Source organism: Streptomyces sp. O3 (genome assembly GCF_054788135.1).
Genome location: NZ_JBTVYK010000008.1, coordinates 1 through 18,516, shown reverse-complemented (window position 1 = coordinate 18,516; position 18,516 = coordinate 1). Strand labels below are relative to the sequence as shown.

Genomic DNA, 18,516 nt, shown 5'->3' with positions numbered 1-18,516 from the left:
TCATAGGGGTGCCTGCCAGGTGATGGTGTCGTCCGTGCCGCCGTCAGCGGTCACCGTCAGGCGGACTCCGGCGCGCCCGTCGCCGAGGGTGACGGTCGCGTCGACCGTGATCTCGATCCCGGAGACCGGCGGGCGTCGCGCGGCCTCGGCGGCGAGCGCCTTGCGCAGTGCGGCCAGGAGACGGTCCGCGGTGCGGCCGCTGACGCGGGTGTCCACCGGGCCGGTGAAGTGCGTGGACGGTGTCAGGCCCGTTGCCGACGCCGCGGTGGCCGCTTCGCGCAGGACCTTGCAGCGGAGGCTGGCCGGGGCCTCGGCGGGCTGCTGTTGCAGGGCGAAGATCGTGGTGCGTACCTCCTGGACCGTGGACTCCAGCTCGTCGACCGCCGTGCCGATGGCCCCCGCCACCTCCGGGTCCTCGGCCCTGCGCCGGGTGGACTCCAGCATCATGCCGGTGGCGAACAGGCGCTGGATGACCAGGTCGTGCAGATCGCGGGCGATACGGTCGCGGTCCTCGAGCACCGCGAGCCGCTGGCGGCTCTCGCGGCTGTCCGCCAGGACGAGCGCGAGCGCCGCCTGCGCGGCGAACTGCCCGGCCAGCAGGCGCTCCACGGCCGTGTAGCGGCGGGCGCCACGGGTACGGGGCAGGGCCAGGGTGCCGATCAGGCGGCCCCCGCTCTGCAGCGGCAGCAGCATGCTCGGGCCGAACCGCGACCGTACCGGCGTCGTCATCCGGGGGTCGGTCGCCGAGTCGTCCACGAACACCGGTTCGCCGCCGAGCAGCTGTTTGAGCACCGGGCTGCCGGGGGCGATGGCGGTGCCGACCAGGGCGCCCGGATCGTCGTGCGTGGAGGCGGTGACGATCTCCATCCCGCCGTCCGGCGTGGGCTGCAGGATCACCCCGGCGCTGGCGTCCGCGAGCTTTCTCGCCTCTTCGGCGACCACCGTCAGCGGGTCGGATGGGTCCGATTCACCTGATTCACCTGATTCACCCGGTTCGCTTGATGGGCCTGACTGAGCGGACGTGCCGGATCCGCCGGAGAGCAGGGCCGTGGTGACGGCCGCCGTTCCGGCGATCCACCGCTGCCGCTGCCGGGCCGTCTCGTACAGCAGGGCGTTGCCGATCGCGATGCCCGCCTGCGCGGCCAGCACTCGTACCAGCCGCTCGTCGTCGGCGGTGAAGGGCCCGCCGCGCTTCTCGGTCAGATAGAGGACTCCGAAGACCTCGGAGCGGACCAGGACCGGGACCCCGAGGAAGCTGTGCGTCTCGGGGTGGCCGTCGGGGACTGGGCAGGAGCGCGCGTCGGCGGTCAGGTCGGCGATGCGCAGGGGCTTCGGGTCGTTGACCAGCGCGCCGATCACCCCTGTGTCTGCGCACGGCAGGCGGCCGACGCGGGTGCGGGCCGCCTCGTCCGCGCCCGAGGTGAGCAGGTCGGTGAGCCGGTGGCTCCCGGCCTGGTCGTCCGGGTCGATGACGCCCAGCGCGCCGTACGACGCGTCCGTCAGCTCCGTCGCGGCGTTCACCACGTGCCGCAGCGTGGCCCGCAGTTCGAGGTCCGTGCCGACGCCGAGCACCGCGTCCAGCAGCGGCGGCCCGTACGTTCCCTCCGGCCCCGACGGCTTCTTTGGCCCGCACCGCCCCTCCGGCCCCTCCGGCCCCTCCTGCCTCGGTGGTCCTTCCGGCTCCGGTCGTTCCTCCCGCCCCGCGGGCGGTGGCCGGGTGCCGGTGTCGTCGTCCGGCGTCACGTGGGTTCCCGGTCGCCGCCGGGCGGTCCCGCGGCCATCAGTCGGCCAGCGGGTCCAGATGCATCGGCTCGATCCGGCCCTCCAGCATCGCGCCGAGCCCCAGTACGGAGCAGACGTCGGGCCGCTCCGCGATGTGCACCGGCATCCCGGTGGCCTTGCGCAGCATCTGGTCGAGCCCCGGAAGCCGCGCGCTGCCGCCGACCATCATGATCCCCCGGTCGACCAGGTCCGCCACCAGGTCGGGCGGGCAGTCCCGCAGCACCCGGCCGATGCCGTCGAGCACCGCCGTCAGCGGGGTGTGGATGGCCTCCCGTACGGCGGCCGTGCGCACCTGCACCGAGCGGGCCAGGCCGGTGGCGACGTCCCGGCCGTGGATCTCCGTGGACTCGGGGCCCTGCGGGGTCAGCCCGTTGCCGCTGAGCGCGAGTTGCAGCGGCCGTACCGACTGGCTGGGCAGCATCAGCTCGTGGTGCTGGCGCAGATGCTGCACCACGGCGTGGTCGATCGCGTCGCCGCCCACCGGGATCCGGTCGGCTGTCACGATCGCCCCCATCGAGAGCACCGCCACCTGCGTGGTCGCCGCGCCGCACACGATGATCATCGTGGCTTCCGGCCGCTCCACCGGCAGCCCGCAGCCGACCGCCGCCGCGATCAGCGTGTCCACCAGCTCGACGCGGTGCGCGCCCAGGCCGATCAGGGTCTCGGACGTGGCCCGCTGCGCGAGCGGATCGGCGTCGTGCGGGACACAGGCGGCGGCTCTCAGCCGTGGCTTGCGGCGCAGCGTACGGCGGAGCTTCTCGCCGATCAGGTGCCGCAGCATGCGCTGGGCCATCTCGATGTCGATCACGGTGCCGCCGGACACCGGCCGTACGACGCGGATGTAGGCGGGGGTGCGGCCGGTCATCTTCTCGGCGAACTCGCCGACCGCGATCAGGGCGCCGGTACGGGTGTTGACCGCGGCGACGCTCGGCTCGTCGACGACCAGGCCCGCGCCCTTCACGAACACCCGAGTCCTGGCGGCCCCCAGGTCGACGGCGAGATGGCAGCGACGCAGCTGATCGATGCTGGCGGTCATGGCAGATCCTCCCGAGAGCGCAGACCGTGCGGAGCCGCCGGGCGGCGGCCCTCTTGCCATCGTGCGCGCGCGGCGTGCGATGCGCGCGCTGGAGTGTGCCGGGCGGGGTGCCGCCGCACGGGTGGTCCGATGCGGCGGCACCCCGCCGGCCCTGCCGGACGCGCTGTTACGATCCCGTGTGACTGGAACGACTTCGGGAAACGGTCCTGACAGGGCGTCGGAGGCCGCTGCCACCGCCGCTGACACCGCCACCGATGCCACTGACGCCGCCGACTCCGCTGATACCGCCGACACCCCGGTCATATCGGGGTCGGGCAGGAAGCCGCGCGTCCTGGCCGACCTGACCCCGCTGCGCACCTCGCTCGACTACCGGCGGCTGTGGATCGGCCACACCGTCTCCTGGCTCGGCCAGGCGATGACCGCGCTCGCGGTCTCCCTCCAGGTGTACGACATCACCGGGTCCAGCTTCTCCGTCGGCCTCGTCGGCCTGTGCGCACTGGTGCCGCTGGTCGTGTTCGGGCTGTACGGCGGCGCCATCGCCGACAGTGTGGACCGCCGGAAGCTGGGTCTGGCCAGCTCGGCGGGGCTCTGCGCGCTCTCGGTGCTGCTGGCGGGCGCGGCGTTCGCCGGGTTCCACCGGGTGTGGCTGCTCTACACGATCGTGGCCCTCCAGGCGATGTGCGGCGCCCTCAACTCCCCGGCCAGGACCTCGATGGTCCCCCGGCTGCTGCCGCCCGAACAGCTGCCCGCGGCGAACGCGCTGCACACCGTGACCACCACGTCCGGCGCGATGCTGGGGCCGATGCTCGGCGGGCTCGTCGTCGGCTACTGGGGCTACCAGGCCGCGTACCTGATCGACGCGGTCGCCTTCACCGCCGCGCTGTACGCGATGTGGCGGCTGCCCTCGATGCTGCCGCAGCGCGCCGAGGGGGCTCCGGCGGGGCGGGCGTCGGTCCTGGACGGGCTGCGCTTCCTGGCCACCCGGCCGAACATCCGGATGACCTTCTTCACGGACATGTGCGCCATGGTGCTCGCCCACCCGCGCGCGCTGTTCCCCGCGATCGCCGTCGTCTGGTTCGGCGGCGACGCGAAGACGACCGGCCTGCTGGTCGCGGCCCCCGCGATGGGGGCTCTGCTCGGCGGGGTGTTCTCCGGGTGGCTCGGCCGCGTCCAGCGGCACGGTCTGGCGATCCTGATCGCGGTCGCCGGGTGGGGCGCCGCGATCGCGGTCTTCGGGCTCACCCGGAATCTGTGGCTCGGGTTGTTCTTCCTAGCGGTCGCGGGGTGCGCGGACACCGTTTCGATGGTGTTCCGCTCGACGATGCTGCAGGCGGCGACCCCGGACGAGATGCGCGGGCGGCTTCAGGGCGTCTTCATCGTGGTCGTCGCGGGCGGCCCGCGGCTCGGCGACTTCCTGGCCGGATCCGTGGCCGACCTGACCTCGCCGCGGGTGACGGTGGTGGGCGGCGGCGTGGCGTGCGTGGTCGCGGTGGGCCTGCTGGCCCTGCGGTGGCGCAACTTCGCCAGATACGACGCACGCTCCCCGGAGGCCTGAGCACCGGGGCGGCGGGCGGCGGCCCTGGGCGCGCGGTCCCGATCGCGCGCGGTCCCGGCCTCAGGCGCGCGAAGGCACGGGCGGGCGCGCCCGCCCCGCGCAACGGACGCGGCCCTTCCGGGGGCTTGGTCTCAGCCCCCGGAAGACGGTGTCCGCGTGCGGGTGCGGGTGCGGGTGCGGGTGCGGGTGCGCGTGAGCGTGCGGGGCGGGGTCAGGTCACGGGGTCACCAGGCCGCGTACGACGCCGAGCTCGACCAGGTCCTGGGGACGCGGGCGAAGGTCGTCGGCCGTCGCCTGGATCTGGGACGCGTCGCGCTTGAGGATGGCCGCCGCGAGCTCCGGGGCGATGACGGAGAAGTAGCTGTCCGGCGTCGCCCAGGTGTTGCCGGGCGCCGCGAGCGCCAGCGCGCCGCCGGAGCCGCCCTCGCCGATGACCAGCGTGGTCACCGGCACCGAGCAGTCGGCGACCGCCGCGAACAGGTCGGCGATCGCCGCGCCCGCGCCCGCCCGCTCCGCCTCCGCGTCGTTCGCCGCGCCGGGCGTGTCGACCAGGGTCAGCACCGGGATGCGCAGCCGCTCCGCGAGCCGGACCAGCCGGGCCGCGGTGCGGTAACCCGCGGGCCTGGTCGCGGCGCCGGTCTGCGCCGCGTACGCGACCGTCCGGCCGTCGCGCCGCCCGAAGCCGCACAGCATCCCCGGATCGACCCCGCCGCAGCGGTCGCCCTGGACGGCGGCGCGCTCGGTGAAGTACGCGTCCAGATAGGCCCCGGCGCGCGGGCGCTCGGGGGCGCGGGCCCGCAGCACCGCCTCCCAGCCCGTGGCGGGCAGATCCGCGCGGCCGAGCGCGGCGGGCGGCTCCGCTGGCGCGGGCACGACGCCCGGCGCCGCGCCCGACGCGAGCAGCGTCAGCCGCAGGGCCAGGGCCGCGCGCAGCTCCTCCTGCCGTACGACGGCGTCGACGTGGCCCGCCGCGTACTGGGCCCCGGCGGTGTACGCCTCTGGGTCGGCGTCGGCCGGGCGGACGCGGGAGCCCGCGAAGCCGACCTGCGCGCCGCGCAGCGCGAGTACGGTGTCGGCCCCGGCGCCCAGCGTGGCCCAGCCGCCCCCGGTGGCCGGGTCGCGCAGTACGGCGATCTGCGGCAGACCGGCCGCCCGGTTCAGCGCCGACTGCCGGGCGACCCGCTGGAGTTGGGCCAGCGCCCGCATGCCCTCCTGCATCCGGCTGCCGCCCGTCGCGATCAGCGAGACCACGGGCAGCCGGTGCTCGCGCGCGTATGTGTAGGCCGCTTCCAGCCGGTCGCCGGTGCGCTCGCCGAGCGAGCCGCCGAGGAAGCCGAACTCGAACGAGATCAACACCAGGGAGCGGCCCGCGAGTTCCGCCGTGCCGCAGACGACGGACTCCCGCTCGCCGGTGCGCTCCCCGGCCCGGCCGCGCGCGTCGCCGTAGCCCGGCCAGTCGAGCGGCCCGTTCTCCTCGCGGACGCCGTCGGCGCGCTCCGGCGCCGGGAACTCGGCGAACGCGTCGGTGACTTCGGCGATCGCCTCGCGGGCCGTCTGACGGTCAGCCATCGAGACCACCGGTCCCGTCCGTGGCGGCGGTGCCGTCCATGGCAGCGATCCCGTCCGTGGCGGCGGTCCCGTCCGTGGCGGCGGAGCCGTCCAGCTCCCGCTTCATGACCTTGCCCAGGTCGTTGCGCGGCAGCGCGGTGAGCACCCGCACCACGCGGGGGCGCTTGTGCGGGGCGAGCTGGGCGGCCACCTGCCGGGCCAACTCCTCGGCCTGGGGCGGGCGTTCCGGATCCGCGGGGACGATCCACGCGACGATCCGCTCGCCCAGGTCGGGGTCCGGCTCGCCGGTCACGGCGGCCTCCCGTACGTCCGGGTGCGCGAGGAGTACGTTCTCGATCTCGCCCGCGCCGATCTTGTAGCCGCCGCTCTTGATGAGGTCGGTGGCCTTGCGCCCCACAAGGCGCACCGAGCCGTCCCGGTCCAAGGCCGCCATGTCGCCCGTACGGAACCAGCCGTCGGCGGTGAACGCCTCGGCGGTCGCGTCCGGCCGGTTCAGATACTCGGTGAACAGGTTCGGGCCACGTACCTGGACCTCCCCGATGGCCTCGGGGCCGGCGGCGAGGGCGTCGCCCGCCTCGTCGACCAGCCGCAGCTCGACCCCGCGCAGCGGCACCCCCACGGTCCCGGCGCGGGCCTCGCCGTCCACGCGCACGCTGGCCCTGGAAGAACACAGCATGAGCGTCTCGGTCATGCCGTACCGCTCGATGACGCGCCGCCCGGTGGCGGCCCTGATCCGCTCGTGGTCGGGTACGGGCAGCGCCGCCGACCCGGAGACCAGCAGCCGCGCCCCGGACAGCGCCTTGGCCAGTGCGGTGCCGCTGCCGCCCCCGCTACCGCCGCTGTCGTCGCCGTCGAGGGATTCGGCGATGCGGTGGTACATGGTCGGCACGCCGAACAGCATCGTGCCGCCGTCCGCCAGCTCCCGCGCCACGCCGTCGGTGCTGAACCGCCCCAGATGGCGTACCTCGCCGCCGCGCCGCAGCGGCCCCAGCACGCCGAGGATCAGCCCGTGCACATGGAACAGCGGCAGCCCGTGCACGAGGACGTCGTCGGCCGTCCACCGCCAGGCGTCCGCGAGCGCGTCCAGGGTCGCGGCGATGGCGCGGCGCGGCAGGACGACGCCCTTGGGCGGGCCGGTGGTGCCGGAGGTGTAGACGACGAGGGCGGGGGCCTCCGGGCCCGGCCCGGCGGGGAGTTCGGCAGCGGATCCGGCGGGGCGTGCGGTGGCCCGGCCGTCCCCGTGGCCTCCGGTCCCGTCGGCCGTGACCGTGACCTTGACATCCAGGCGCTCCAACGCCCTGAGCTGCTCCGGCAGTTCGTCGTCCGGGCCCGCCAGTACGGTCGTCGGCGCGCTGTCGGCCAGGATGTGCGCCAGCTCCCGCTCGCCGGTCTTCGGGTTCAGCGGTACGGCGGGCACCCCGGCCAGCAGCGCGGCCACCACGCCGACGGCGGTCTCCAGCGTGGGCGTGGCCCACACGGCGACCCGGCGCGCCGGGCGCAGCGCCGCGGCCAGCGCCCCGGCCGCGGCGGCGAGTTCGGCATAGCTCAGCGCGCGTGCGCCGAAGCGCAGCGCACGCCGGTCGCCGCCGGTGGCGAGCGCCGGGAACAGAGGGCGGGGGAGCGTGCTCAAGGACGTACTCCTCGTCTACTCATGCGGACGTGCGGGCCCCGCCATTCTCCCGGTCCCGCCCTGTCAGTCAGCGGCCCCCTCCTCGTAGGGGAAGCGGGCGAGCGGGGCGTCACGCTGGAAGAAGGTCTTGGCGCGGATCATCGCCCGCTCGTCGTCGCGCACCTGGCCCGGCCGTGAGCCGTTGCCGAGCAGCACCCCGCCGAAGCGCATCCGCAGATACGCGGCCGAGTGGTGCAGGGTGGTCGCCAGCGCGTCGGCGACGACCTCCTCGCGGTGCGCCATGGCCGTCACGCCCCACAGGGTGCGGCCCGCCATCCGCTTCTTGAAGTCGAGCCCCGGCACCGCGAGCCAGCCCGACCAGTAGTCGAGGTAGCGCTTGGTCTGCGCGGAGAGCGTGTACCAGTACAGGGGCGAGGCGATGACGATGTCGGTGGCCGCCAGCGTGGCCCGCCGCAGCTCCTCCTCGGTCTCGCCGCCCAACTGGGCGCCGGTCTCGTGCCGTCCGTCCTGGAAGTCGGGCAGCGCCAGCTCGTTCAGGTTCACCCACCGCTGCGGCACGTCCGTCGGCAGCTGTTCGGCGGCCGCGCGGGCGAGTGCCTCGGTGTTGCCGTCGGGGCGGGAACTGCCGAGGACGAAGAGGAAGGAGCGGTCGGCGGCGGCTCGGCCGTCGGCGGGTATGGCGGAAGAGGTCATGGCTCACTCTCGTAGTCATCGTGGATATCGCTCGCGGAATGCCCGCTCGCCAGGCGACGTTAACCCTTCACATTGATGGCAAGGTCAAGAGCGCGAGTGCGCGAGAGGGAGCAGTGCGGCACATGCTGATCGGTGAGTTGTCCCGGCGTACCGGAGTCAGTCCCCGGCTGCTGCGCTACTACGAGGAGCAGGGGCTGCTCGAGGTCCAGCGCGGCCCGAACGGATACCGCGAGTACGACGACGAGGCGCTGGTCGCCGTGCGCAAGGTGCGCGCCCTGCTGGACGCGGGCCTGTCCACCGAGCTGATCCGCTGGGTGCTGCCGTGCACCCGCGGCGAGCAGCCGGGGTTCGACTGGTGCGCGGACCTGCGGGCGGTGCTGGACCGGGAGCTGGCGGTCACGGATCAGGCGATCGAGGACCTACGACGGCGTCGCAGCACCCTCGCCGGATACCTGACCGGCTCCTGAGCCTTTGGGGCGGCGGCCGTCCGGGAGGAAGAGGACCGAGTTGACGTAGCGGGGGCCGGGGAAGGGGAGCACCCTGCGGAGCAGCCCGTACCGCACCACATGCGCCGTACGGGCCTGGTGGGACTCCAGGTCGAAGGCGTCCAGCGGGATCCAGCGGTCCGCGGGCAGCACCCAGCCGCGGTAGCCGTGCTCGGCGAGCAGCTCGATCACCGGGGCCACCGGCTGGATGCGGGCCTCCAACTCGACGATCAGGGCCGGGCGGTCCCGGTCGAGCAGCCGCGCCGCGCCGCGCAGCACGGGCAGTTCGTTGCCGTCCACGTCGATCTTGATGAAGTCGACGTCACGCAGGTCGAGCCCGTCCAGCGTGACGCAGCGGACGGCCACGGCGCGGGCGTGCAGGTCCCGGCGCACCAGCGAGGAGACCCCGCGCTCGCCGTGGTCGCCCGGCGGCAGCCACAGCTGCGCGGTGCCCGGCTCGTCCGACGCGGCCGCCTGGAGCACCTGGAGGTTGTACGGGGCGGCGGCCCGGATCGTACGGGCGAGCCGCGGCACCGGCTCGACGGTGATCACCCGCCGGGCGCGCCGGGCCAGACGGCGCGACCACGGCCCGTACCAGCCGCCGACGTCGACCGCCGTACCGCAGTCGCGCGGGCAGTAGTCGGCGAGCCGGGCCAGTTCGGGCTCGAAGCGCGGATACAGGAAGGCGGCCGCCGCGCCGATCAGCCGGGGCGGCAGGAGCGGTGCGATACGCGCGGCGATCGTCATGACAGGCCCGGCCCGGCGGTCTCGGCTTCCGTGGTCCCGGCTTCGGGTTCGGCTTCGGCTTCGGCTTCGGAGGTCGCGAGGGCCCCGGCCTCGGCGGTCCCGACGCGCTTCAGCAGACTCTCGTGCTCGTCGTCGGCGACCTGCTCGCCGGACGACGGCAGGAGCTGCGGAACGCCGTCGACGATCGGGTAACGGCGGCGCAGCCGGGGGTTGTAGAGGATGTTCTCCGGCGCGAGGAGGTGCAGCGTGCCCTTGTCGAGCGGGCAGGCCAGGATCTTCAGCAGTGGGTCGTCAGGATTCATGGCTGGTCAGCTCCTTGCTGGGTGGGTCGGGTTGGGAGTCGTGCCGGGGCAGCGCCAGCAGCACCGACACGGCCAGGGCGGTGCCCGCCAGGCGCAGCGTGAGCCGCAGCGGGTCGTCGGGCAGCGCCTCGTCGAAGGCGAACGTGCCGAGCGCGGTGGTGAACAGGGCGCTGACCGTCGTACAGACGGGCACGATCAGCGAGGCGCGGGAGCGCTGTAGCGCCGCCTGCGACATGATCATCCCGAACACGCCGGTGAACATCAGCAGATAGGGGTACGGCGAAGCCAGCACCGAGCGGAGCGTGCCGGGGATGTCGGACGCCTGGAGGTGGCTGGACACGCCCTTGATGGCGAGCGAGCTCACCCCGTACAGGAGCCCCAGCGCGACGCCGTACTCGACCCCGCTGGTCGGCAGCCGGTGGCGCTGGTTCCTGGCCCGGCGGTCGGCGGCCGCGTACAGCCACAGGCCCCCGGCCAGCGACGGCACGCAGATCAGCAGGATCACCGCGGTGGGCGCGTACTGGCTGACCGCGTCGGCGTCCTCGCGCAGCGAGAGGACGACCATCAGCAGCGCGGCCAGGATCGCCGCGATCGCGTATTTCTCGCGGCCCGACGTCTGTTCGCCGAGCAGCCTCGACGACAGCAGGACGAGCAGGACCAGACCGGATACGGAGATGCCCTGCGCGGCCGCGATCGGCAGTGTGCGGAACACGGCGAGCTGGGCCCCGAACCCGGCGGCCAGCGCCAGCGCCCCGCCGAGCCACAGCGGGGTGCGCAGCACGTGCCGCAGCAGCACCAGGGGCCGCCGTGTCGACAGCGTGGGCAGCGTGGTCAGCGCCCGCTTCTCCAGGACGAAGCCCACGCTGTACAGCGTGTTCGCCAGCAGAGCGGCCGCTACCCCCCACCACACGGTCAGGTCCTTCGCGCGTGAACGAGCAGGATCGATGCGGCACTTGGCCGTGCGCAGGCCAACCGGTCCAGGGCGCGCAGCGGGCGCGGCACACCGTGGAAGGGCGCGCCCGCGACCCGTACCACCTCGAAGCCCGAGGCGGTGAGGAACTCGCGCAGCGCGCGGGCGGTGTAGAGCCGCAGGTGGCCCACCACCTCGGTGCCCGGACGGCCGTGGATGCCGCGCAGGCTGACCTCCGAGAAGACCGGCTGCACCCCGGCGAGGAGCAGGGCACGGTTGTACCAGGCGGCCAGGTTCGGCGTGGACAGCATGAGATGGCCCCTGGGCTTCAGGACGCGGCGCAGCTCGTCCAGGGCGCTGTCCGGGTCGACCAGATGCTCGATGACCTCGCTGAACAGCACGGCGTCCGCCGAGCCGTCCGCCAACGGCAGCCCGCCGTCGGTGAGTTCGCCGCGCACGACATGGGTCATATGGGTCTGGGCGCGCTTCAGCGCGTCCTGGGACCAGTCGACGCCGATCACCCGGTGGCCCGCGAGCAGCGGTGCGGCGGTCCTGGCGGCGGTGCCGTCCCCGCAGCCGACGTCCAGGACGGTGGCGGGCGTGGCACCCGCCGGGCCGAGCGCCTGGGCGAGCATCCGGGCCTGGCGGAGGCTGCGGGCGTCGCCGGACGCCACGGGGACGGCCGGGTCTTCGTAGAAGTCGCGCAGTCCGTTCTTGGGGGGTGCGGTGGTCATGGCGTCCCCTCGGCCGGAAGGCCAGTGGTGTGCGGTTCGGTGGTGCCTGGTTCGGTGGTGCCTGGTTCGGTGCTGCCTGGTTCGGTGGTGCCTGGTTCGGTGGTGCCTGGTTCGGTGGTGTCCGGGAGCGCGGTGGCGTTGAGGTAGCGCTCGAACAGGTCGCGCAGCCGGACCCCGTCGCCGTGGCTGAGGAGCCGCTTGGACCAGCGCAGGGTGAGGTGCAGCCGACCGCCGGTGGCCGCCGTGGTCACCGTCAGGCCGCGCGGCACGTGCGCGGGCGCGGAGAACCAGACCGCCTTGGCGCGGCCCGCGTCGCCGAAGTCCAGCGGGTACGGGATGCGGCCGATGTTGCTGAGCAGCGTCGTCGACATCCACGGGCCCGCCGCCACGCGCAGCCCGCGGGTGACCGCGGCCCGCCAGGCGACGGGCAGCACCGGCGCGGTGAGCAGCGTCGCGCCATGGCCGAGCTGCGGGCGGCTGAGCGCCTTGAGCGCGCGGGTGCGCTCACAGGTGCGGCGCAGCAGCTCCCGTACGCGGTCCGGCGACACCTCTTCGGTGCTCCAGCCCCGGCCCCGGCTCTGGCCGTGGTCCAGTTCGGCGGCGGTGAAGGGGACTTCCATCAGCCGGGTGCCGTTGCCGATGGGCATGTCCGTGCCCCGGCTGCGGTCGTCCACGGGCATGGTGATCCGCATCGGGCGGGCCGGGCGGCCGTGTTCGCGGTTCCAGTGCGCGAGGGTCAGCGCGGTGGCGACCATCAGCTGGTCGTTGACGGTGTACGGGACGCCTTTCGGGCGGTGCGGCACCGGGAGTTCGGCCTGAAGCATGCCGTTGCCCGGCTTGCCCTCGGGTGTGCCGGGGGCGATATGCGCGGGCCTGGCCCAGCCGCTGGGCATGGGCACGGCGTCCCCGGCCGCCCCGTCGGCCGCCTTGGGGGTGCGGGGCGGCCGGGTCCGGGGCGCGGCGGGCGCGTTGTCCCGGCCGCCGTAGAGCTCGGCGGCGGTGGCCAGGACCCGCATACAGGCGGGGCCGTCCAGGGCGGTGTGGTTGTTGACCAGGATGAGCGCGCAGCCGTCCGGGTCGTCGGGGTTGTCGACCACTTCCAGGCGGACGGGCGGCGACGCCGACAGCGGCGGCGCCTGGCTCAGGGCGCGCTCGCGGGCCTCCTTGAGCGCGTGCGGGCCCGGCGGCGGGAAGTGCACGGTCTCGCCGTCGGGGCCCGGCGTCAGCTCCCACTCGTAGCGCCGGTGGTACCAGCGGCCCGGCGCCTGGCGCATCAGGATGCGCGGATGCCGGGCCAGCGCCTCGTTGAACGCCTCGCGCAGGCGCGCCGGGTCCGGGCGGCCCGGCAGGTGGACCTCGATGTGCACGGTGTCCGGCTCCCGCTCCTGGAGGCAGTGCCGGGTCACCTCGTCCACCACGGGAAACGGCACCCGCGCCCCGGGCACCGGAGTGCCAGGGCGCGGGGCCGAGTGCTGTACGGCTGTCACCGTCGCGCCTCCCGGAGGTGACCGGGGAGTGCGTGCCCCCCGCGGTCCTGGGGGGCGGGGGCCGAGGCCGGACGGTTCACTGGTCGCTGCCTTCTCTCGGGTCGCGGGGAGGGGCTTCGGACGGTGGAGCGTCGGACGGAGAGGTACCGGACGGAGAGGTGTCCGCCGCGGACGCGCCGGACGCGCCGGACGGGGCTTCCTCCGGGGCGGACTTACGCAGCGAGAACTGCGTGGTCGCCGGGTCGTCCGGAGCCGGAGCCGGAGCCGGGACCTGCGGGCCCGGCTCAGCCGGTGCGGGCGCCGGTCCCGCGTCGGGCGCGGCCGACGTCGTACCCGGCGCGTGCGGGCCGAGCGGCAGTGTGGACCCGGCGGGCACCGGGGCCGGCGCCGGGGTCACCGACGGCGCGGGCCGCTCCTCGTCGGGCGTCCGGGGCGTCTCCTCGCGCCCGGTCACCAGCGCCGCGAACAGCGCGATCAGGGCCAGCACCTGGGCCGTCGGCGAGAACGCGCCCGCGCCTTCGGACACCGCCTCACCCGCGCCGACCGCGGCGGCGACACCCGCCCCGGTCATCGCCACGAGCGCGATCGGCACCAGCAGCGCGCGCCGCCACCAGGCCACCGCCGCGAGCGCCGGAACCAGCAGCCCGAACGGCCCGGAGATCAGCACACCGATGACGGTGAGCACCACGGTGCCCAGGACCAGCCCAGGAGCGGGCGGCGTCGGCGCGGGCCCGTCGGCGTTCCCCGCGTTCTCCGCGTTCTCCTCGTTCCGGCGGTACAGCAGCAGGCCGAGCAGGAGCAGCACCGCGACGCCGCCGCTGATCAGCGCCGCCTCGTACACCTGGGCGGGCCGGTACTCCAGCTTGATCGTGCCGCCCTCGCCCTCGGGGATCAGCCAGCCCTGCTGCCAGCCGTCGAGCCGCAGCGAGATCAGCTCCTCGCCGTTGAGGGTGGCCCGCCAGCCGTCGTTGGCGTTCTCGTACATCGTCAGATACGAGGCGTCGCCCGCGCCGACGGTCAGTGTACGGCGGTCGCCCGCCCAGTCGCGGACCTTCACGTCACGGTCGGCGGCCGCGTCGGCGGATGCGTCGGCGGATGCGGCGCCGGACGTGGCGTCGGAGGCGGTCGCCAGGCCCGCGCCCCGCGTCAGCGTGATGTCCGTGATCATCAGCGGGCCCTCGTCGACCGCGGCCACCAGGTGGGTGCCCGCGTCCAGCGAGACCTCGGCGTCCGGGTCCCCGGTGCGGCTCTCCGGGTCGGTGCACAGCGTCAGCTCGACGGGCCTGCGCTGCGTGAGGTCGGCCACCGTGCCCGTGGCGCTGGTGCGGTACGTCGTCCCGCCGATGGAGACCTCCGGGCCCGCGTCGCACGCGACCTCGAAGCGGCGCTCCGGGTCGGGCTGCGGGGTCCGGTGGTCCTGCTCGGTTCCGGACAGCGCCGGGACGTGCACCTCGGTGAGGCCCACCGGCAGCTGCAGCTCCTCGTCCGCGAGGGAGTTGTGCAGCGTCAGCGGCGCGGACTCGGTGATCGTGATGTCCATGCGGTCGGTGGTGATCGGCTCGAACCGCGCGATGCCGTTCTCGTCGACGCCCGCGACGACCGCCCCGTCCGGGGAGCTGATCTCGACCTTCCGCGGCTTGGTCGACAGGCCCCCGGCGGCGGCGAACACGATCTCGCCGACCGGCTGCTTGTCGGGCCAGCTCAGATGCAGCACCGCGCTGTCCCCGGCGATCCACGCCGTGGTCAGGTCGCCGTCGGTGAGGTTGCGCGGCGAGACGTTCGGGCCGAGCCCGGCCGTGGAGTCGGCGGTCACCGTGAGCCGCTTGTCCTGCTCGGGCGCGACGCCGTACAGCAGCTCGTCCAGCTCGGAGCCCGGCACCGGCAGGGCGCTCGCCTTGAAGGCGTACGCGTCCGGGCCCTCGCCGGAGTCCTTGGTGGTGAACTGCCGGTGCAGGCCCGTCTCGGCGGCGTTCGGGCCGAGGCCGCCGGGGTCGGCGGCGCGGTGCATCGAGTACACCGTCGACTCGGCCTCGACGCCCTCCGCGTCCTTGGGCAGCTCCAGCACCCGGTTCACCGTGACGTCCGGGACGGTGATCTCGGCGAACCCGGCGCCGGACAGTCCGGGCCGTGCCTCCTCGACCTCCAGGATGGTGAGCTTCAGCCAGGAGGCCTCGCCCTCGGGGGCCTTGATCTCCTGCGGGGTGCCGCCTGGCAGCAGATCGCTGACGACCCCCTTCTTGCTCCGGTCGGTCTGCACGCGCACCTTGGTGGGTGCGGCCCGTACCTGGTCCTGTGCCAGCGGGACGACCGACAGGGTGGCCGGGATGTCCGTCTTCTCGTCGAAGTCGACCCGCACCCACTGGCCTTCGGGCTCGCCCGCGCTGCCTTCGGCCCAGGCGGTGCCGCCGTCGCCGTCGAAGGCGTTCACCGGGTCGTACTGCGGCAGGTGGAACAGCCAGTTTCCGCTGGAGGACGCGGTCACCGACGCGGCGCCGTCGACGACGGCCGTCGTCTGGTGCTCCACCCCCTCGTTGGGCAGGATCTGCAGCGGTTCCTCGCCCGGATTCTGCACGCTCCCGCTGTGGTTCTTCTCGTCCTTCGTGTACGTGTACGAGGTGTTGGAGTTGACCAGCCCGAAGCGGGTGTCGGCGCGCCGCATCCCGTCGCCCACGGCGAGCAGCGAAGGCTTCCCGAGGCCCGGCGTGTGGTCGCCGGTGAGCACCGCCGGACGGTCCCGCATCGCCGGGTCGGCGGACAGCGGAAGCAGTGCCTCCGGGCCGCCGCTGACCACGGCCGTGTCGGCGACCGGCTGCACCCCGACCTGGCCGGGGCGGCGGGCCTGGTCGCCCGGCCGGTAGATCTCGACCGCCTGCTGGCGCGGGTAGAGGCCCTGCACCTGGATCGGGGTCTTGTCCGCGATCCGGCCGCCGGTCATCTCCGGGCCGAAGCCCTCGATCCGCTCGTACCCGGACGCCTCCAGCGTCCGCTTCACGGTCGCGGTCGGTACGTAGCCGACCTGGTCCGGGTCGAGGTCGTTGCGTACGACGACGAAGTGCAGCCCGGAGCGGCTCAGATAGTCCTGGAGTCCCGGCACCGCGGAGCCGGTCAGCAGCGCCTGCTCGACGGCGTCCATCGCGCGCCGGTTGCCCGGAGTGCCGAACGGCACGTAGTCGCGCTGCGCCCAGCGCGAGTCGGCGAGCACGTCGAGCGGCTGATCGATCGGGGAGCCCCAGGTGTAGATGCCGTGCGCGGTGGCCGGGACCACCAGGGCACGCGAGTCGGGGGAGTACTTCTTCAACCAGGCCGCGGTCTCCTCCCAGTGTCCGGGCAGCTCCTTGAAGGAACCCGGCTGGAGGATCGACCCGTTGACGTACGGCAGCGCGAGGCCGGGTATCACCAGCAGCGCCGCGACCGCGGGCACGAACCGGCGGCCCGGCACCGGGCGGGCGCCGCGCCGCTCGGCGACCACGGCCACCAGGTGGATCAGCCCGAACGCGAGCGCCAGGGCGAGCCCGGTCTGGAACTTGTAGATGTTGCGGAACGGCACCAGCCAGCCGTCCAGCCAGCCCTGCACCGCCGAGTGGAACAGCCCGCCGAACGTGCCGCCGTACCCGGCGAGCGTGATCAGCGCGACGGTCGCGACGGTCAGCACCAGCCAGCGGCGCTCCGGCAGATCGCGCCGGGCCAGGCCCGCCAGGCCGAAGGCCGCGGCCAGCGCCGAGCCCAGGACGGCCACGGCGGCGGTGGCGACGGTCCAGCCCGCGGGCAGCCAGGCCTCGCCGAAGTTCAGATACGCCACCCAGTTACCGGCGCCGCGCAGCGCCTCGGTCGCCGACATGGTGTCGGTCGTGGTCTTCGCGGACTCGACGTACGGCAGGAAGTTCTCGCCGTACAGGCCCTGGATCAGCAGCGGCACGACCCACCAGGCGGTGGCGAGCAGCACGCCCGGCACCCACCAGACGATCAGCTTGCGCTTGCGGGGGCCGTTCGGCCGGGACAGCAGATACAGCGCGACCGGCAGCAGCGACGCCAGCACCGACGCCGCGTTGACGCCGCCCATGAACGGGATCAGCGCGGCCGAGCGCAGCGCCGCGACCCGCGCGCTCACCTTGTCGTTGGTGAGCGGCAGCAGCACCCACGGCAGCACCGCGCCGGGCAGCGCGGCCGCCGACGTGGAGCCGATGACGATGCTGTACGTCGGCCACAGCGCGTACGCCGCGGCGCCCAGCAGCCGGGCGGGCGAGCTGCCGATGTTCAGCCGCTCGGCCAGCCGCATCGCGCCCCAGAACGCGGTCGCCACGATCAGCGACATCCACAGCCGCTCCGCCAGCCACACCGGCAGCCGCACCAGGTCGGCCAGGTAGTAGAACGGCAGCGACGGGAAGGCGTAGCCGATGTACTGGTTGGTGAGCCCGCCGAATCCGCCCTCGTTCTGCCAGAGCTGGCCGAGCTGGCCGAGGAACTTTCCGGGGTCGAGCGCGACCCCGAGCTTGGTCTCGAACGTCATCCGCCCCGGCGACACGGCCAGGAACAGCACGAACACCACGGCCCAGAACCCCAGCAGCCACCGCCGCGACCGGGGCCCGTCAGGGGGCGGCCCCTGCGCGGGACCCCCCGTCGGGACAGGTGCCTGGGGTGGCAACTGAGGGGTCGTCTGGACCGTGGTCATGGACACCGCCGAAGAATGAGAAGGAGATTCCAGGTCGCGAACTCGCGAAGACCCGGCACTCTGGTGACGGCAGCGGCCAGGAACGGCCAGTACCGGGAGCGTGCCGACACGACGGTGACGTCGTCGCGGGACCGCACCTGTCGCAGGGTGGGACCGATGTGGATGGCGTGCAGGTTCTCGCCGAGTGTGTGCTTGGGGGGACGGCCGGTGCGCCGCCGGTAGCGGGCTGTCGCCCGGTCGGCGCCGAGGTAGTGCCAAGGGGCCCACTCGTGGCCGCCCCAGGGCGAGTACCAGTTGGTGAAGGAGACGTAGATCAGCCCGCCGGGCCGGGTGACCCGCACCATCTCGCTGAGGAAGGTCGCCGGGTCGTCCACGTGCTCCAGGACGTTGGAGGAGAAGGCGACGTCGGCGACGCCGTCCGCGAGGGGCAGCAGATAGCCGTCGGCCCGCACGGCCGCGGTGCCGGAGCCGGCGCCCCGTACGCTGATCTCCCGCTCGTCCGGCTCGAAGAGGTAGCACTGCGCGCCGCGGCGGCGGAACTCCTCGGTGAAGTAACCGCCGCCGCCGCCGATGTCGACGACGACCTTGCCGTTCAGACGCTCATGGCGCTCGACCTGGTCGGCGGCGTCTCGGGCGAGCAGCGAGTAGCAGTACTCGGGGTTCTGCTGCTCCTGCATGAAGGCGCGGAACAGCGCGATGGAGCGGCGCAGCGACGGGTCCCTGAAGCGGCCGGAGAACCGGCCGGGGCGAAGGGCCCGCGCGGCCGTGTTCGTCGGCCGAGGCCGGGACCGCGAGGCGTCCGGCGCGGTCGCGGACGCCCGCCGCGCGGCGCCCGCTCGCCGGGGGCCGCGGCGCGCGCGTCCCCGTCTTCGAGGAGGTGCTCGACGCCGTACGGGCACCGCTCCAGGCCGAGATCA

The 18,516-nt window shown here is 74.2% G+C and carries 13 protein-coding genes and 2 pseudogenes; 3 read left to right on the top strand and 12 right to left on the bottom strand.

What is annotated here, in order from left to right; translation table 11 throughout:
• Positions 1–1,572 carry a GAF domain-containing protein gene (locus ACX6XY_RS06345; RefSeq protein ID WP_460327489.1) on the bottom strand — a complete coding sequence of 524 codons (1,572 nt, stop codon included), beginning with the start codon at positions 1,570–1,572 and terminating at the stop codon, positions 1–3.
• A gap of 208 nt (positions 1,573–1,780) precedes the next feature.
• Positions 1,781–2,818, bottom strand: a complete 1,038-nt coding sequence (gene mreB / locus ACX6XY_RS06340) for a rod shape-determining protein MreB (RefSeq protein WP_460327312.1) — start codon at positions 2,816–2,818, stop codon at positions 1,781–1,783.
• A 301-nt stretch (positions 2,819–3,119) separates the two neighbouring features.
• On the opposite strand from mreB, the gene ACX6XY_RS06335 reads away from it, so the two are divergent.
• Positions 3,120–4,373: an MFS transporter gene (locus tag ACX6XY_RS06335; RefSeq protein ID WP_460327487.1), complete on the top strand. Its 1,254-nt coding sequence runs from the start codon at positions 3,120–3,122 to the stop codon at positions 4,371–4,373.
• Positions 4,374–4,589: 216 nt separating this feature from the next.
• Here ACX6XY_RS06335 and ACX6XY_RS06330 read toward each other — a convergent pair whose 3' ends face one another.
• The 3 genes from ACX6XY_RS06330 to ACX6XY_RS06320 form a co-directional block, all read right to left on the bottom strand.
• Entirely contained in the window at positions 4,590–5,942 is a 1,353-nt protein-coding gene (locus ACX6XY_RS06330; RefSeq protein ID WP_460327310.1) for a carboxyl transferase domain-containing protein, read from the bottom strand.
• A complete protein-coding gene (locus ACX6XY_RS06325; RefSeq protein ID WP_460327308.1) occupies positions 5,935–7,572 on the bottom strand; it encodes an acyl-CoA synthetase in 1,638 nt (545 codons plus the stop codon). Before ACX6XY_RS06325 ends, ACX6XY_RS06330 begins: the two co-directional genes overlap by 8 nt.
• Positions 7,573–7,635: 63 nt before the next feature.
• Positions 7,636–8,265 carry a flavodoxin family protein gene (locus tag ACX6XY_RS06320; protein ID WP_460327306.1) on the bottom strand — a complete coding sequence of 210 codons (630 nt, stop codon included), beginning with the start codon at positions 8,263–8,265 and terminating at the stop codon, positions 7,636–7,638.
• 122 nt (positions 8,266–8,387) lie between these two features.
• Here ACX6XY_RS06320 and ACX6XY_RS06315 point away from each other — a divergent pair, with 122 nt between their 5' ends.
• Positions 8,388–8,732, top strand: a complete 345-nt coding sequence (locus ACX6XY_RS06315; RefSeq protein WP_460327303.1) for a MerR family transcriptional regulator — start codon at positions 8,388–8,390, stop codon at positions 8,730–8,732.
• Here the strand turns inward: ACX6XY_RS06315 and ACX6XY_RS06310 are convergent.
• The 7 genes and pseudogenes from ACX6XY_RS06310 to ACX6XY_RS06280 form a co-directional block, all read right to left on the bottom strand.
• Positions 8,685–9,497 carry an FkbM family methyltransferase gene (locus ACX6XY_RS06310; protein ID WP_460327301.1) on the bottom strand — a complete coding sequence of 271 codons (813 nt, stop codon included), beginning with the start codon at positions 9,495–9,497 and terminating at the stop codon, positions 8,685–8,687. The two genes, ACX6XY_RS06315 and ACX6XY_RS06310, sit on opposite strands and share 48 nt — an antisense overlap.
• A gap of 101 nt (positions 9,498–9,598) precedes the next feature.
• Positions 9,599–9,799 (bottom strand): annotated as a pseudogene (locus tag ACX6XY_RS06305) (Trm112 family protein); the annotation flags it as partial.
• Positions 9,789–10,709, bottom strand: a complete 921-nt coding sequence (locus ACX6XY_RS06300; RefSeq protein WP_460327299.1) for a hypothetical protein — start codon at positions 10,707–10,709, stop codon at positions 9,789–9,791. The gene ACX6XY_RS06300 and the pseudogene ACX6XY_RS06305, both read right to left, overlap by 11 nt.
• Before the next feature lie 2 nt (positions 10,710–10,711).
• Positions 10,712–11,443, bottom strand: coding sequence for a class I SAM-dependent methyltransferase (locus ACX6XY_RS06295; RefSeq protein ID WP_460327296.1), 732 nt, complete (start codon positions 11,441–11,443; stop codon positions 10,712–10,714).
• Positions 11,440–12,930 (bottom strand): condensation protein, encoded by a 1,491-nt coding sequence (locus tag ACX6XY_RS06290; RefSeq protein WP_460327295.1) that lies wholly within the window; start codon positions 12,928–12,930, stop codon positions 11,440–11,442. Before ACX6XY_RS06290 ends, ACX6XY_RS06295 begins: the two co-directional genes overlap by 4 nt.
• A 76-nt stretch (positions 12,931–13,006) precedes the next feature.
• Positions 13,007–17,599 (bottom strand): alpha-(1->3)-arabinofuranosyltransferase, encoded by a 4,593-nt coding sequence (locus ACX6XY_RS06285; protein WP_460327485.1) that lies wholly within the window; start codon positions 17,597–17,599, stop codon positions 13,007–13,009.
• On the bottom strand, positions 17,596–18,276 hold the full coding sequence (locus ACX6XY_RS06280; protein WP_460327293.1) for a class I SAM-dependent methyltransferase: 681 nt from the start codon (positions 18,274–18,276) through the stop codon (positions 17,596–17,598). Before ACX6XY_RS06280 ends, ACX6XY_RS06285 begins: the two co-directional genes overlap by 4 nt.
• A gap of 158 nt (positions 18,277–18,434) precedes the next feature.
• Here ACX6XY_RS06280 and ACX6XY_RS06275 point away from each other — a divergent pair.
• Positions 18,435–18,516: pseudogene (locus ACX6XY_RS06275) on the top strand (glycerophosphodiester phosphodiesterase); the annotation flags it as partial.

Excerpts from the sequence above, each read along its gene's own strand:
- mreB (WP_460327312.1), bottom strand. The coding sequence starts at position 2,818 with ATGACCGCCAGCATCGATCAGCTGCGTCGCTGCCATCTCGCCGTCGAC.
- ACX6XY_RS06330 (WP_460327310.1), bottom strand. The coding sequence starts at position 5,942 with ATGGCTGACCGTCAGACGGCCCGCGAGGCGATCGCCGAAGTCACCGAC.
- ACX6XY_RS06320 (WP_460327306.1), bottom strand. The coding sequence starts at position 8,265 with ATGACCTCTTCCGCCATACCCGCCGACGGCCGAGCCGCCGCCGACCGC.
- ACX6XY_RS06315 (WP_460327303.1), top strand. The coding sequence starts at position 8,388 with ATGCTGATCGGTGAGTTGTCCCGGCGTACCGGAGTCAGTCCCCGGCTG.
- ACX6XY_RS06310 (WP_460327301.1), bottom strand. The coding sequence starts at position 9,497 with ATGACGATCGCCGCGCGTATCGCACCGCTCCTGCCGCCCCGGCTGATC.
- ACX6XY_RS06295 (WP_460327296.1), bottom strand. The coding sequence starts at position 11,443 with ATGACCACCGCACCCCCCAAGAACGGACTGCGCGACTTCTACGAAGAC.
- ACX6XY_RS06285 (WP_460327485.1), bottom strand. The coding sequence starts at position 17,599 with ATGACCACGGTCCAGACGACCCCTCAGTTGCCACCCCAGGCACCTGTC.
- ACX6XY_RS06280 (WP_460327293.1), bottom strand. The coding sequence starts at position 18,276 with ATGCAGGAGCAGCAGAACCCCGAGTACTGCTACTCGCTGCTCGCCCGA.